The sequence below is a fragment of the Natrialba hulunbeirensis JCM 10989 genome, assembly GCF_000337575.1.
GTDB classification, from domain to species: domain Archaea; phylum Halobacteriota; class Halobacteria; order Halobacteriales; family Natrialbaceae; genus Natrialba; species Natrialba hulunbeirensis.
The window spans coordinates 82,804-95,999 of record NZ_AOIM01000015.1 but is presented as its reverse complement, the minus strand read 5'-3'; the positions used below and the strand labels follow the sequence as shown (position 1 = coordinate 95,999).

11 protein-coding genes and 1 pseudogene are annotated in these 13,196 nt (G+C 59.7%); 10 read left to right on the top strand and 2 right to left on the bottom strand.

Annotated features, from left to right (window positions below; all coding sequences use genetic code 11):
* Positions 1-150 precede the first annotated feature (150 nt).
* The 3 genes and pseudogenes from C483_RS06400 (at position 151) to C483_RS06390 (ending at position 4,344) form a co-directional block, all read left to right on the top strand.
* Positions 151-2,077, top strand: a pseudogene (locus tag C483_RS06400) (aconitate hydratase).
* 193 nt (positions 2,078-2,270) lie between these two features.
* Positions 2,271-3,341, top strand: a complete 1,071-nt coding sequence (locus C483_RS06395; protein WP_006652543.1) for a M20/M25/M40 family metallo-hydrolase — start codon at positions 2,271-2,273, stop codon at positions 3,339-3,341.
* 82 nt (positions 3,342-3,423) lie between these two features.
* Positions 3,424-4,344 (top strand): TIGR03571 family LLM class oxidoreductase, encoded by a 921-nt coding sequence (locus tag C483_RS06390; RefSeq protein WP_006652542.1) that lies wholly within the window; start codon positions 3,424-3,426, stop codon positions 4,342-4,344.
* A gap of 105 nt (positions 4,345-4,449) precedes the next feature.
* Here the strand turns inward: C483_RS06390 and C483_RS06385 are convergent, their stop codons facing one another.
* Both C483_RS06385 and C483_RS06380 read right to left on the bottom strand, forming a co-directional pair.
* The gene (locus C483_RS06385) at positions 4,450-5,649 is read right to left on the bottom strand and encodes a hypothetical protein (RefSeq protein ID WP_006652541.1); all 1,200 of its coding nucleotides are present in this window, start codon (positions 5,647-5,649) and stop codon (positions 4,450-4,452) included.
* A 248-nt stretch (positions 5,650-5,897) separates the two neighbouring features.
* Positions 5,898-6,524, bottom strand: coding sequence for a DUF7344 domain-containing protein (locus C483_RS06380; protein WP_049912471.1), 627 nt, complete (start codon positions 6,522-6,524; stop codon positions 5,898-5,900).
* A 596-nt stretch (positions 6,525-7,120) separates the two neighbouring features.
* Between C483_RS06380 and C483_RS06375 the strand changes: the two genes are divergently transcribed.
* The 7 genes from C483_RS06375 (at position 7,121) to C483_RS06355 (ending at position 13,194) form a co-directional block, all read left to right on the top strand.
* Complete coding sequence (locus C483_RS06375; RefSeq protein WP_049912470.1) at positions 7,121-7,720, top strand: hypothetical protein; 600 nt, start codon at positions 7,121-7,123, stop codon at positions 7,718-7,720.
* A 169-nt stretch (positions 7,721-7,889) separates the two neighbouring features.
* Positions 7,890-8,012 carry a hypothetical protein gene (locus C483_RS21065; protein ID WP_275039989.1) on the top strand — a complete coding sequence of 41 codons (123 nt, stop codon included), beginning with the start codon at positions 7,890-7,892 and terminating at the stop codon, positions 8,010-8,012.
* Positions 7,999-8,523: a DUF1102 domain-containing protein gene (locus tag C483_RS06370; RefSeq protein ID WP_083860404.1), complete on the top strand. Its 525-nt coding sequence runs from the start codon at positions 7,999-8,001 to the stop codon at positions 8,521-8,523. Before C483_RS21065 ends, C483_RS06370 begins: the two co-directional genes overlap by 14 nt.
* A 16-nt stretch (positions 8,524-8,539) precedes the next feature.
* Positions 8,540-9,175 (top strand): hypothetical protein, encoded by a 636-nt coding sequence (locus tag C483_RS19895; RefSeq protein WP_152419843.1) that lies wholly within the window; start codon positions 8,540-8,542, stop codon positions 9,173-9,175.
* Positions 9,176-9,638: 463 nt separating this feature from the next.
* A complete protein-coding gene (locus tag C483_RS06365; RefSeq protein WP_006652537.1) occupies positions 9,639-10,109 on the top strand; it encodes a hypothetical protein in 471 nt (156 codons plus the stop codon).
* A gap of 66 nt (positions 10,110-10,175) precedes the next feature.
* A complete protein-coding gene (locus C483_RS06360) occupies positions 10,176-11,870 on the top strand; it encodes a hypothetical protein (protein WP_006652536.1) in 1,695 nt (564 codons plus the stop codon).
* A gap of 133 nt (positions 11,871-12,003) precedes the next feature.
* Positions 12,004-13,194 carry a S26 family signal peptidase gene (locus tag C483_RS06355; RefSeq protein WP_006652535.1) on the top strand — a complete coding sequence of 397 codons (1,191 nt, stop codon included), beginning with the start codon at positions 12,004-12,006 and terminating at the stop codon, positions 13,192-13,194.
* Positions 13,195-13,196: the final 2 nt, after the last annotated feature.

The following is a 13,196-nucleotide window of genomic DNA, read 5'->3' as shown; positions in this document are numbered from 1 at the left end:
CGATATCACACACTTGTGTGCGCCAGCCTCGACGAACGTCGGTGAACTGCAAAAGTTGCGTGAAAACAATGCATGTGGGCGCAATTGCCATGGTTTATCTGGAAAGAACACGCTGGATTTATCATGCCGGCCACCCGAGATTTGGGTGCTATGGGACAGACTCTCACCGAAAAGATTCTTGACGATCACCTCGTCGAGGGCGAACTCGAGACCGGCGAGGAGATCGGGATCGAGATCGACCAGGTACTTACCCAGGACACCACTGGGACGATGGTCTGGCTCCAGTTCGAAGCGATGGGACTGGACGAAGTCCAGACCGAAATTGCGGCCCAGTATTGCGACCACCAGACGTATCAGTTTGACTTCAAGAACACTGACGATCACCGTTTCCTCCGTTCTGCGGCCGGTAAATATGGCGCTCACTTCTCTCGCCCCGGCAACGGTATCTGTCACAACGTTCACCGCGAAAACTTCGCAGCGCCCGGCAAGACGCTGCTCGGTTCCGACAGCCACACCCCAACCCCCGGCGGCCTCGGCGAACTCGCCATCGGCGCTGGCGGGATCGACGTCACCGTCGCGATGGGTGGCGCACCGTACTACATCGAGATGCCGGAAATCGTCAACGTCCGCCTCGAGGGCGAGCTCCCCGAGTGGGCGACGGCGAAGGACGTCATCCTCGAGTTGCTCCGTCGTCTCTCCGTGAAGGGCGGCGTCGGCAAGATTCTCGAGTACACCGGCCCCGGTGTCGAGACGCTCACCGCACCCGAGCGGATGACGATCACGAACATGGGGACGGAACTCGGCGCGACGACATCGATCTTCCCAACCGACGAGCAGACCGAGGACTACCTCGAGCGCGTCGGTCGTGGCGACGAGTACGTCGAGATCCAGCCGGATGAGGACGCCGAGTACGACGACGAAATCGTCGTCGACCTCTCGGACCTCGAACCGCTCATCGCCCAGCCGTCCATGCCTGACAACGTCGTCCCGGTCAGCGAAGTCGCTGGCGAGGACGTCGAACAGGTCATCGTCGGCTCCTGTACCTGTCTCTTATACACATCTCTGNCAGAGATGTGTATAAGAGACAGGTTCGAAGCAGGCCTCCGAGATGCTCGCCCGTGAGGGCTGGGTCGCGGAGATGATGGCCGCCGGCGTCAACTTCTCCGAGGCAACCTGCGGTGCCTGTATCGGTATCGGTCACGTGCCAGCGAGCGACTCCGTCTCGCTGCGGACGTTCAACCGCAACTTCGAGGGTCGCTCGGGTATCGAAGACGACAACGTCTACCTCTGTTCGCCGGAGGTCGCCGCCGCCGCGGCGATCAAGGGCGAGATCATCGACCCACGAGACCTCGAAGAGGAAGAAGAGGATCTCGAGGCCCCAGGCGTCGAACTCCCCGAAGAGTACGACGGTTCCAAGACGGACCTCATCGCACCCGACGAAGCCGTCGACGACGAACTCATCAAGGGTCCGAACATCGGCGACGTGCCGATCCGCGACCAGCTCAGTAGCGACGTCGAGGGTGAGGCACTCCTCAAGATGGAGGACAACATCACGACCGACCACATCATCCCTGCAACGCAGGACATCCTGATGTACCGGTCGAACGTCCCCAAGCTCTCTGAGTTCACCCTCTCGCGTGTCGACGACACCTTCGCCGAGCGCGCACTCGACGCCGACGGCGGCTTCCTCGTCGCCGGCGAGAACTACGGCCAGGGCTCCTCGCGTGAACACGCAGCCCTCTGTCCGATGTACCTCGGCATCGAGGCCGTCCTCGCACAGAGCTTCGCCCGGATCCACCGTGCGAACCTCTTCAACTTCGGTATCGTCCCGCTGACGATCGACGAGGACACCTACGAGTCGATCGACCAGGGCGACGAGGTCGAGATCGTCGACGACGTCTACGACGCCGTCACGAGCGGTCAGGAAGAATTCACCGTCCGCGTTGGCGACGACGAGTTCACCGCAACCCTCGACGCCTCCGAGCGCGAGCGCGACATCCTCGCCGCCGGTGGCAAGCTCGCCTGGACGCGCGAGCAGGCAGAGGGCGCAAGCGGCGCGACGCCGGCTGACGACTGATCGCTGACCGCTGACCGCTGGTCACTGATCACGCCCGGCTCGACCGCTCGACAACTAGTCTTCATTTTTACGCGCCGACCGAAAACCGTTGACTCCACAGTCTTCCCAACTCCACCCACCAGTGGCGAAACCGGCCAACCGTGACGACACGGAAACCACGGGACGTAAAGTACAACGGTTCGAATCGATCACTATGCACGACGATTCGCGTACCTTTCTCACGGATCTACTCGAGACGCCCTCGCCATCGGGCTACGAAACGCGCGGCCAGCGCGTCTGGATCGACTACGTCAGCCAGTTCGCAGACGAAGTTCGGACGGACGCCTACGGAAACGCGGTTGCGGTACACGAGGGGGCCAGTGCCGACGACGGTGACGCACCCGAAATCGCGCTTACCGGCCACGTGGACGAAATCGGCTTCCTCGTCAAGTCGATCGACGACAACGGTTTTGTCCGACCAGGCCGCGTCGGCGGTACTGATCCGACGGTCGCACAGGGCCAGCACGTTACGATTCACGCCGCCGACGAGTCCGTCGAGGGTGTGATCGGGCAGAACGCGATCCACCTTCGCGAAGACGAGTCAGAAGCCGACATCGACGATCTCTGGATCGACATCGGTGCCGAAAGCGAGGACGCGGCGCGCGAGCGCATCGAGATCGGCGATCCGATCACGTTCTCCTCGACGGTCTCGTGGCTCTCGGAGACGCGCCTCGCCGGCCGCGGGCTCGACAACCGCGTCGGGACGTGGGCAGCAGCCGAAGGCTTCCGCCAAGCCGTCGAAACCGGCACCGATGCGACCGTCTACGCCGTCTCCACGGTTCAGGAGGAAGTCGGCCGAAAGGGTGCACAGATGGTCGGCTTCGACCTCGAACCCGACGCCGTCCTCGTTGTCGACGTCGGTCACGCGGTCGACTACCCCTCCGCGCCGAGCGAGAAGACGAGTCAGATGGAACTCGGCGGTGGCCCAGCGCTCGGCCGCGGTAGCACGAACCATCCGGCCGTCTTCGACGCGCTGCGATCGATCGCGGACGAGCGGACACTCGAGTTGCAGGTCGAAGCGCTCGGTCGCGGAACCGGGACGGACGCGGACAGTTTCTTCACTGCGGCGGGGGCGATCCCCTCGCAGGTGGTCAGCGTACCAAATCGCTACATGCACACGCCCGTCGAAGTGATCGATACGGACGATCTCGAGGAGATTGCGACGCTGCTTGGCGCGTTCGCGAGCCGTGCGGACGAGTTCGCGCCGTTCGAAGTCGATCTGTGAGCAGGCCATCGACTGTGGCGTTTCCCCTCGGCGTGCGTACAGACCGATACCGTCATCCGCTCGGCACCGATAGCTCGGACGAATGCCGACTGGACACGAAAACGCTGGCTATCGGCGGCTGTTCGGTGGTGACGGTCTGACGTTCGGTGCTGGCTTCCCCATAACGGGTACGAATCGGTCGATGCCTGACGTTGGAGCCGAGATACAACTCGCACAGCGAGCCGAGACACTCGGCTTCGACGGACTCTGGGCGCGTGACGTCCCGACCTACTGGCCGAAATTCGGGGATGCCGGCCAGACGTTCGACACCTGGCCGTGGCTCTCACACGTCGCGGCACACACCGACGAAATCGCACTCGGCACCTCGAGTGTCGTTCTTCCGCTTCGGCACCCGATTCACGTCGCGAAATCCGCCGCGACGGTGGACCAGCTCTCGGACGGCCGGCTCGTCCTCGGTGTGGCCTCCGGCGACCGCGACCCCGAGTATGCGGCGTTCGGCGTCGAACGCGAGGACCGCGGCGCGCTGTTTCGCGAAGCCGTCGAAACCGTCCGCGCGCTCTGGCGCGAGGACTTCGTCGAACGCGAGGGCCAGTGGGGCCACCTTGCAGGCGATCTCGATCTCGTTCCGACGCCGACGACGGAGACGATTCCACTGTTGCCGACCGGCAACGCACGCCAGTCCGACGCCTGGATCGCCGAGCACGGCGACGGCTGGCTGTTCTACCATCTGCCAGAGCCGACACTCGAGAGCTACCTCGAGCAGTGGCGCGAGGCCGCCGGCGAGAAGCCCTTCGCTATTGCGGTTCGCGTCGAATTCGCCGACGACCCTGGTGCGGAGCCAGAACCGCTTCATCTCGGCTATCGGGCCGGAATGGAGTGGTTCCAGGACTATTTTGAGCGACTCGACGCGCTGGGTCTCGACCACGTGATCGTCTCGGTTGAAAACGAGAATGCAGAGCGTGGACTGGAGCGGTTCGCCGATGGGATTCTGGCCCGTCACTGAGCGTGACTGTCCAGCAACTACGAGCAGCCCTCTCGAAAGCAGGACGGTGAAAGCTGAACGTGACACTTGAACCTGAAAACCCCGTTCGAAGTGCCGGTTTCGGGGTCAGTCAGTCGTCGGAAACGGGATTCGAATCGTTTCAGTTGAAACGTCAGCGCTCGCTTCACCCTGGGTGAGTGAGTCGGGTGCAAGTTCGACGTACGGCTCACTACCCTGGCCCTGCTGTGTCGCTCCGTCGTCAGTTTCGTTGTCTTCGGTAGATTCGGTGTCCTCACTGTCCCCGTCGTCGGATGTACTCGGCGATCCGTTCCCTGACCCATTTCCTGAGCCGTTTCCGGGCGTCTCACCTGGATCGTTTTCAGGACCACTTCCGGGGTTCTCTCCCGACCCACTGCCACCATTTTCGGGCGCATTTGACATCGTCCCCTCAATCGATGCCTCGATTTCGTCGGTCGAATCGACAACGATCTCGTGGTACTCTTGCTGCGGTCGTCGTGAACTCGACTCTCCATCGACTTCCGGAACCAGCCGCAGAATCCCCGGCAGTCGTAGCCCACTCTCGAGACGAGCCCTGGTTTCTCCGCTCGGACAGTCGACGACTTCGATCACCAGTTCGGCGTCGTGGTGCTCTCTAACCACCGCAACTGCATCTGACCACGGCACGCCGATCCGTGCGAGCAGATTCGACTCGAGTACGAACGATCTGGATACTGTCGCCATCGCTTCCGATCCCTCTGCGGCAGTGGCACTGTTTTTGGCGGTAATGTGGAGCGTTCCGGACCGCTCGGCGGCGAGTTCGCCGCGACTGATGCCACAGGGGTTCAGATCGATGGCGAGTCTGGACTGTTGGGTACCGGGAGCGAGTGACGCGTGGATTCCCGGTATGATGTAGTTGTCTGCGTTGAGGGTACCGACTCGGAGATCAGGCCTGGTATTGTCGGGTTGCTGGTGGTTCTCGGTTCCGCCTCTGTTCGCGTTCGCGTTCCCGTTCTCGTTTCCGTCGGTACGCTCACTCCTCGTCACTTTCTCACTACCGTCACCAGCCTCGAGTGCAACCGAAACCTCGATCGGCACCGGAAACTGATTCGCAATGTCGAACACCGCCGGTGCCAGCCGCGAACTGTCGAACAACCGTCCGTCGTTCGGACTCTCCTCATCGAGCCCCAGATACGCCCGCTCGTCGTCGACAACATCGACGTTGAGCGACCGATCTACACTGCCACTCGAGTACCCGAGCGTTTCGACCGCAAGTAGGCTACTCGAACCGACGATCAGTGCAAGCGCGCCACGCCGTGTCCGTTTCATTGCGCTGTCTGTCCGCGGTGTGTCTCATTTCTGTTCAGTGCCACTCCCCGCTCGTGCCGCTTGTCTTGCCTGTCTCGCTTGCCCCGTTTCTGCCGCTTGTATCCGCCAATTCGTCCAGATTCGGCAACACCGTTCTGACTGTCGTCTCGCCCCATCTCTGTCGTTCCGTTCGTCTCTGTGCTGTCTCTCATAGGCCTCGTTCTGGTCTCTCGCTCCGTTGAACCGACTGCCCTGCTCTTCCCACGTCGTTACCTGGACGCAGACTCGTCATACTCGAGTTCAGTATCAGTACTCCCTGGTGGTGATGACCCGATTCCAAGGCGGTTCTTGCGCGCGTAATACCGGTGTGAGATCGACGAAACGCCGAGTGCGACGACGACAAACGCGACCCACGCAGTCATCGTCAGGAAGCTAAACGGTGGGAGTCCAAGCGTCGCACCCCCGAGAACGACGGCGATAACCGCCGTCAGTCCCAGATAGTAGTCACTCCACGGAAGCTCCCGCCCTCGGACGACATCCATGTAAATTTCGACATCCTCGAGCGCGGGCGTCGCTTCGACGGTGCCACGATCACGGTTGAACTCGAGTACGCCCGCGTTGTCCATCTTCGGAAGGTGTGATTGCTGGAGTGCAGTGTAGACGCGCTTTCGGTCGCTACTCGTTACTTCGTCGAACGCGAGCTCGTCTTCTTCGGCGGCGATCTCCTGTGAGAGCGTCCCGATATCGACCTGCTCGGTTTCGGTAATGAGCGTGTGGAGAATGTGTCGCCGTCGCCGGTTCGACAGCAACTCGAAGAGTTCGTCCTCGGTGAGCCCATCCTGACTCGATTGTGAGACGTGTACGTCCGTTGTGTAGTCAATTCCGGTCCCCCGCATCAGTTGGTGGGTCAACATTTCTATAGATAAATCTATCTATCGTTCAAGGTTTCTGAAGTAAACTCGGCTATTACCAATCCGGGATGTGGACGAGAGCAGGTAGTAGACGTTCGATAGCACGCGATTTCAGGGCATTATCAGTGAGTGAGTGTAGCACATGAGTCTGCGTACCGTTCGTCAAGCGTAGTGATACCTGATCGGCACGGAGTCAACAGCACATATCTAGCGGTTGTCCATGCTCTGGTCGAGCTTGAACGACGGTCAACTGCGCCAATACGGGACCTGCAACCGACTGCGTCTGCAGGTGTCCGTTATCCAGCAGTGTTCGTCACCGGTTCCAGCGTCAATGCTTCACCACTCTCTCCCACTCTCTCCCACGTTCGTCGCATGATCGGTCCGAATCGCCGTTCTGGCACAGCCTGAACATGCTCTCTGGTTCACAGCATTTCGTACACTCACCAATTACAATAACTAAGACGAACCACCACCGAACTAGTCCCTCATCGAAGCGTTGTCGTCCGAGCAGAACCCGCTTTCAGAGCGGGTATTCGTCGCTTCGCCCGGGGGTGCCGACTAAAAGACAACCAACTCGACCAATGAAACGACGCACAGTCATACTCGGAATGGGAGCCCTCACCGCAGGAACAGGTACGATACTCGGAACGGGTGCGTTCTCGAGTGTCGAAGCAAGCCGCTCGGTTTCCGTAACGGTTGCAGACGATTCGGCGGCCTATCTTGCACTGGATGCGACCGAGAACTCGACCGACTTCGTCGATCAGGACGAGACGGGTCAGTTTCGCGTGCGACTCGATGGAAGTGTCACAGCCGGTGAAGGAGTTAATCAAAACGCCGTAACACGACTCGCGGAAGCGTTCACACTCCGATACCAGGGATCAAACGTCTCGGGACCGCACGACCGTGGCGCAGTCAGTGCCCGCCTCTTTGCGGATGGCGAGGACGTAACTGAAACGCTCCCGGAAGACGTTGTGCAGTTCGTTCCCACGGAGAGCTGGCCGGATGGCGGGCAGAGTGATCTGACTGCTCCGGTCCGAGCCGCGTCGTTCGGTCCGGGAGAGTCTGCGCGCGTGGATATCGTTCTCGATACGACGGTCCTCGAAGACGGCGGATCGGGGACGCTTCTCGATCAGGTTGTGTTTGTAGCGGCTGCGAACCCGTTCGACGTCCACGAGTTTTGACGGCGAGATGTGACCGGTTGACGCGGGTCTATACGCTGTTTACTGTGTCGGTGTTGCTTCAACTCGTCTGATACTGCTCCGGGTCTGTTCTCTCGGCACCGTTGACCGGACTCAATTTTTCCCAGAATTCGGTCCACGAATATATTACAATACCCGGTGCTCGAGATGCGTGATCTGTGATCCCTCGATGGGGATTGCGGCGGTGACGACTGGTGTCGGGGTGGACGCCGTGTCCACTGGTGACGACGTGCAGGCGACAACACACGGAGAATCCAACAATGCAACGACGTAAGTTCGTAATCGGAATGGGAGCACTGGCATCAGGAGCAGCGGCGGCGATGGGCACGGGTGCGTTCAGCTTCGCTCGTGCGGAACGTGATATCTCGGTTGAGGTTGCAGGTGATGAGGCGGCATACCTCAGCCTCGAAGAAACGAGTGCGTACGCATCAGGTACCAGTGGCGGCCAACTGGAACTGGACTGGAACGATGCTGATGATGCCGATGGTGATGGTCTCAACGAAAATTCGTCAACGCGCTTCACGGACGTTTTCAAAATCCAAAACCAGGGGACGGATACCGTCAGAATTTCGTTCCATGACGAATCCGGTGAGATCGGATACAGTTCGGACGCTGCAACCTGGTACTACTCGGAAGATGGTGGTTGGGAAGACAATGAAGTCAACGATGTCAATCCAGAGCTTGGGGAGGGAGATTCAATCTCTATCCACGTTATCTTCGACCTGATCGACAACGTCGAGGACGATCTCCCCGACCACCTCTCCATCGTGGCTGACGAAGTCTAAATAAAGGGGAAAGATTATGAAACGACGTACGGTCCTTGGCCTGTTTGCCGGTGCATCCGGCCTGTCTGCCCTTAGCTTTGGAAGCGGAGCGTTTAGCTTCACACGAGCGGAGAGGGACTTGACAGTTGAGGTCAAGAAAGACAACGACGCATATCTTGGGCTCCAGCAACTCGGAGATGGACTTGACGGCCTAAGCGAGGGGGAACGAAGTCGTGAATCTGGAACTCCAGACACGGTCCGTTTTAGATTCCCTTCGCATGATGAACAAGACCAGAACGGTGACCTCGGTCTTGGCTCGGACTCGACATACCGTTTCATCTACGATGCTGGTGAGGGCCCAGATGGTGTCGCAGGATTGCTAAAGATCACGAATCAAGGTACTAATTCAATCGAGGTTAGGACTGAGCAACCAGAGACAGACGGTCCGTCGGTTGGACTCTTCCCTGTCAATGCAGATGGTGAACCACTCAATTCAGACGGATCACCAACCGATCTGAAGACGGTGAAAACCCTCTCAGAGCGAGAGGACAACGAACCACTCGGTGTCGGTGAAGCACTTCGGGTAGGGTTCGAAATTGATACCTCTGGCGTTGCAGATGTCGACCGATATGACGAGATACTCGAGATTACCGGATCGGCCACCAGCGAGTAGTCACACTCGAGCACACTGACTTTTATTTCGACTTTTTTGATTGAAGTTGGATTACATGGTAGCCAAGATATCTCGTTGAATCGACGACCTTCTTGTGTCTTGTATCAAACTACTCGCCACATTTAATATCATTATTCTGTGTTATTTCTATATCCAATTATTTTGGATCTGCTGTAATGTGCGTGAGACTCATCTAATCTAATATTTCAAGATCGATTGTAGTGTCCTGATTTGGTAAATGGTGTCCATACTGTTGTACAAACAGACAGTCTATGCATTGATTTAGTCGGTGTCGTAGTCAATAGTCGTATTACAATATGGACAGGAACAACAGCCCTTGCTGTGGATTTCCCACGAACGCTTCGGCGCACTAGGGGTGATGCAGCCTCTGCTCATACCGCAGCGAGATACGTCCCCCAACTGGCCCGTTGCCTTCCACGACGAACACACGACACATCTCAGAATGACCTCTACACACGAACACGTACACAACCCAACGGCAGGACCGAACACCGATCAAATCTCCCTCTACGTTTACGAATCCGAAAGCGACGAACTCGTCGACGCAATCTACGATGCATCGTCGATTGTGATCCCCGACATCGGCGACCGCGTCTCGTTCGTCGACGCGAAAGCGGAGGGTGACTTTGAAACGAACGCCGTTAGCTATCGTGAGGAGTCGAGGGAGACCACGTATGTCGTCGAAGACCGCGAAATTACCTACATTACCGTCGATTACGACATCGACGGCTATCAGCAGGACCACGTCCTCGTCTCGGAGGTCAAACTGTGGGCACGGCCGACGACTCGCACTGCTGACCCTCCGAACGAACCCGCCGAACCTGGCGAACCCGACAGACCTGACGGATTTGACGGATCTGGCGGATCTGACGAACCAGACAGACCCGACCACCGCAACAAAACTGAGCACTAACAACAGCACACGAGCAGCATCTGCCAGGCGAAACCCAACCGCACAGACCACCTACCGAATCCAGTCATGAACCAATCTCGAACTGTCCACCTCACCCTACTCGTCGCCGTCCTGTTCGTAGCCTCTGCCGTCGGTACCGGGGCCGTACCCCTACCGACCGAATCAGTCAGTGATTTTGGAGCGGACTCTGCCCACGAACAGGATGCGGTGATCGACGATATCATCCTCGAGCCCCACGACGGGCCGAACGGCGTCTACGCAGTCGTCGAAAACGAGACGTTCGCGATCGAACTCACTGAAACAGGTGACCGGACTGGCGTCCCACCTGACGCAGTGAGCGACATCCAGAACGTGTTCACGGTTACGTACACCGGCACCGAACAGGCACTGGTCTGGCTCGAGAGCGATCGTCCCGAACTCGAGTACCATTCGGCTGCGGGACCGATAGGAAGCGAAGACGAAGGGGTGGTCCTCAAGCCGAACGAGTCCGTTGCGGTTGGAGTAACGCTTGATGCGACGGGGTATGCTGCTGGCGATGTGCTCGATGGAGTCGTTGAGGTGAACGCGGTCGGTCTTGACGATGCGGACGACTCGGATGGCTCGGCTACACCAACACCAGCTCCGCCGGCTGGCAGCACCTGTCAGCCAGCGTCGGTTGCCGTTGACTCGCCGTCACTGAGTGAACGGACAGTCTCCGTAACGGACGTCCAGCCCTGCAAGCCCGAGCGGATTCCGCTGCAGTCGCTTCCGATCGGTGATGAGACGGTACTCGAGTCGATGGCGATTGCGTTCACGGACGAGGCGGAACGCGGTGATGAAGTTTCGTTCGAGATTCTTACGTCGGATGCCGACACCGGTGATACCGATAGCCCCAAATCGCCGTTGCGATCCGTCGGTGACCTTCACGAGGAAACCGGCTCGGCTCCGATCGGGAGCTACACCGTCAGTGGGCTGGCTACGGAGGACGTGAAACCGCTGGGGACCGTTCAGACGGTCGCAATCGACCAGACGTGGCTCGAGACGACCGGACTCGATACTGCGTCGCTGACGGCCTACCAGTATGACGGGACGACATGGCAGGAACGCGAACTCGAGTTCGCCGATAGCGCACAGACGGAGGGTGATCACGACGAGGAACTCGTTGGTGTCATCCGTGGCGAGCCGGTGGTGACCGCACTCGGTGTCGACGCGCCGTTGTTGCGCGTCGAGCCGCTCACCGTCGAGGAACCGACGGCGAGCGGGGATGAGACGACGGTCGTCAGTACGACGATCGAAAACGAAGTGGACGAAGAAGCAGCTGTGGCGCTCGATCTCGTCGTCGGCGGCGAGCACGTCACCGAGCGGACACTGACAGTAGACCCGAACGAGTCGACCGACGTGTCGTTCGACCTTGGTTCGGAACTGGACTCGAGTGTGACCAGCAGTGGTGGGGGGGACGACGAGTCGGTGTCGGCGGAGGCGGTTGAGCTCTCATACGCGTACACGCCGTCCTCGAGTTCGTTCATCGTTGCGGAAGGGACTGTCCAGGCGACCGGACAGTCACTCAGTGATGCTCCCCGTGGCCCCAGTGCTGACGGGGAAGGGGACCAGTCCGCAGACAGGGGTGCTGGTGCATCCGGTAGTGGCGGCGACGACGGAACGACAGGAACGATCGTCACCGACTCGATTCCGTCCGTCTTCGGCACTGGGCCGGGCGGGATCGCCGCCACCGTGGCTGCAATCGTCCTCACGATCGGCGTACTCCGGTACCGGCTCACATGAGGCGGGGAATCGGCTCAGAAACGGGGTCAGGGGGGTCGTCTGTGGCGACCCATAGAGTAATTCCCATCAGTCGGAACATTCGCCCGAGGCCAAAAGTTCAATATATAGCCACGTTGGCGGTAGCGTACAGACAATGAGCAAGGGGGCCGTCGAACTCGCGGTACAGGGGATCATCGCAGTTGCTCTTATCGCGCTCGTCGCCGGCCAACTACTCGGCCAACCGGTCCTGCTCGGCTTCGTCGAAACCGGCAGTATGGAGCCAACGATCGACACCGGTGACGGCTTCGTCGCCGTCCCTGCGGCACTCACCGGCAGCCCCGAACCCGGCGATGTTGTCGTCTTCGAAGCACAAGAGATCGAGGGCGGCGAACTCACGACACACCGGATCGTCGGGGAAGCCGACCACGGGTACACGACCCAGGGAGACGCGAACCCCTTCACGGACCAGGACAATGGCGAACCTCCCGTTCAGGACGGACAGATCGTCGCCTCTGTGTGGGAACTCGGCGGTGAGCCGGTGACGATTCCGTCGCTTGGAACTGCGATTATGGCTGCAGGGTCGGCGCTTGACCGTGCCCAGACCTGGCTCGCGACGACACTCGGCGTCCGGTCACTTCTCGGGAGTTCAGGGCTCGCGCTCCTCATCCTTGCACTCTCGGTCACGCTCTACGCAGTCGAGACTGTTCGCGAGCGCAGCCAACAGACGTTCGAATCACGGGTCACCGGTTCGGACTCGAGTACCGGCCTCACGCAGCGCCAACTCTGTGCCGGGTTTGCCGTGCTAGTCGTCGTTGGTGCGGCGGCTGCGATGGTCGTTCCTGGCGGAACGCACACCTACGATGTCGTGAGTGCGGATTTCGATTCGGAGCAGCCACTCGTCGTCGAACGCGGAACGTCGGATGAACTGGCCTATCAGATTCCGAACGCCGGCTACGTACCGGTCGTCTCGTACGTGGAGTCGGGGAGCGAACACGCGACACTCGACGCGAGTCGGGAAACGGTAGCCCCGCAATCGACGAGTGAGGTTGCGGTCACGATTACGGCACCCGAGGAGACGGGGTACTATCCTGCGTACGTGACGGAGTACCGGTATCTGCACCTGCTACCGGCACCGGTGCTCGACGTGCTCTACGACGTTCATCCGTGGGTTCCGCTCGGAGCGATTCTGGCCGTCCTCGGTGGCGGAATCTACGGACTCGGTCGGTTACTGCTTGGATCGGAGACGCCACAACAGGGTTCGAATCGCGGCCGACTGCGTCGATCACGGAGATCACAGCGGTCGCGGCGGTCGCGAATACACGCGTTCGTTCGGAGGTTGTACTGACA

Excerpts from the sequence above, each read along its gene's own strand:
- C483_RS06395 (WP_006652543.1), top strand. The coding sequence starts at position 2,271 with ATGCACGACGATTCGCGTACCTTTCTCACGGATCTACTCGAGACGCCC.
- C483_RS06390 (WP_006652542.1), top strand. The coding sequence starts at position 3,424 with ATGCCGACTGGACACGAAAACGCTGGCTATCGGCGGCTGTTCGGTGGT.
- C483_RS06385 (WP_006652541.1), bottom strand. The coding sequence starts at position 5,649 with ATGAAACGGACACGGCGTGGCGCGCTTGCACTGATCGTCGGTTCGAGT.
- C483_RS06380 (WP_049912471.1), bottom strand. The coding sequence starts at position 6,524 with ATGCGGGGGACCGGAATTGACTACACAACGGACGTACACGTCTCACAA.
- C483_RS06375 (WP_049912470.1), top strand. The coding sequence starts at position 7,121 with ATGAAACGACGCACAGTCATACTCGGAATGGGAGCCCTCACCGCAGGA.
- C483_RS06370 (WP_083860404.1), top strand. The coding sequence starts at position 7,999 with ATGCAACGACGTAAGTTCGTAATCGGAATGGGAGCACTGGCATCAGGA.
- C483_RS19895 (WP_152419843.1), top strand. The coding sequence starts at position 8,540 with ATGAAACGACGTACGGTCCTTGGCCTGTTTGCCGGTGCATCCGGCCTG.
- C483_RS06365 (WP_006652537.1), top strand. The coding sequence starts at position 9,639 with ATGACCTCTACACACGAACACGTACACAACCCAACGGCAGGACCGAAC.
- C483_RS06360 (WP_006652536.1), top strand. The coding sequence starts at position 10,176 with ATGAACCAATCTCGAACTGTCCACCTCACCCTACTCGTCGCCGTCCTG.
- C483_RS06355 (WP_006652535.1), top strand. The coding sequence starts at position 12,004 with ATGAGCAAGGGGGCCGTCGAACTCGCGGTACAGGGGATCATCGCAGTT.